Below are 978 nucleotides of genomic sequence, written 5' to 3'. Positions count from 1 at the left end.
GGGCTCGCGGGGGTGAGGACGAGGTCCTCGCCGGCGCTCTCGAAGGCGGCGGGCTGCCCGTTCACCTCGGCGGAGGCGACCGTTCCGTGGGTGAAGTCGAGGTTGATGCGGTCCAGGGCGGTGAGGGCGCGGGCGTCGATCCGGGTGACGGCGTCGAGGGGGGTCTTGTTGTCCTTGTAGGTGAGCGAGAGGTCGTACGAGAGGACGTCGTAGCCGGGGTTGCCCAGGTGCGGGAACAGCGGGTCTCCGATGCCCAGCGGCGTCGGCGGGGGCAGCGCGGCGGCGACCAGGCCGAGGGAGGCCGCGGCGAGCAGGGAGGCGCGCAGGCGCGGGGAGGTGAGCTGCATCCCCCACCGCTTACCAGCGCCCGCCGCGCGGCCGGGTACGGCGCGCGACGGTTCCACCCGAACGGGATCTCCGGGCGCGGGAGGGGCCGCCGTGCGGCTGACGGCCCGCCGGTCGGGCACCGGCGGGGCGCGGTCCGCTGCGGCGGCCCGCCGGTCAGGCGCGGCCGACGTCGTAGACGCCGGGCACGTTCCGCATGGCCCGCATGAGGGCGGGCAGCCCGGCGGCGTCGGGCAGGAGAAGGGTGTACGTGTGCCGGACGCGCTGCTCGACGGGCGGTTCGACGGTGGCGGAGACGACTTCGACGCCCTGGCGGGCGATGGCTTCGGTCAGGTCGGCCAGCAGGTGGGGGCGGCCGAACGATTCGGCGGTCAGGGTGACGCGGCAGTCGGCGGTGGCCCGCCAGTGCACGGCGACGGTGGTGCGGCCCAGGGCGCGCATCCGGGCGACGGCCTCGCAGCCGACGCGGTGGACGGTGACGGCCCCGCCGCGGACGACGAACCCGGCGACGGCGTCCGGGGGGACCGGCGTGCAGCAGCCGGCCAGGCGCACGGTGGCGTCGGGCAGGTCGGCGACGGCGTTGCCGCCTCCGCCGCGGGCCCCGACGACGGACAGGGGGGCGCGGGCGGGGGT

At 77.4% G+C, this 978-nt stretch carries 1 protein-coding gene and 1 pseudogene; both read right to left on the bottom strand.

Annotation, left to right across the window (positions count from 1 at the left end; all coding sequences use genetic code 11):
• Window positions 1-347: pseudogene (locus tag EF903_RS32955) on the bottom strand (M1 family peptidase); the annotation flags it as partial.
• Between the two features lie 154 nt (window positions 348-501).
• Window positions 502-978 (bottom strand): ACT domain-containing protein (locus EF903_RS32950; protein WP_148142662.1); only part of this gene is annotated, 477 nt, incomplete at its 5' end.

Origin of the sequence: Streptomyces sp. WAC05292, assembly GCF_003949955.1 — a bacterium.
Taxonomy (GTDB): domain Bacteria; phylum Actinomycetota; class Actinomycetes; order Streptomycetales; family Streptomycetaceae; genus Streptomyces; species Streptomyces globosus.
Note: the sequence above shows the minus strand (reverse complement) of the source record. Positions and strands in the feature narration are given on the sequence as shown.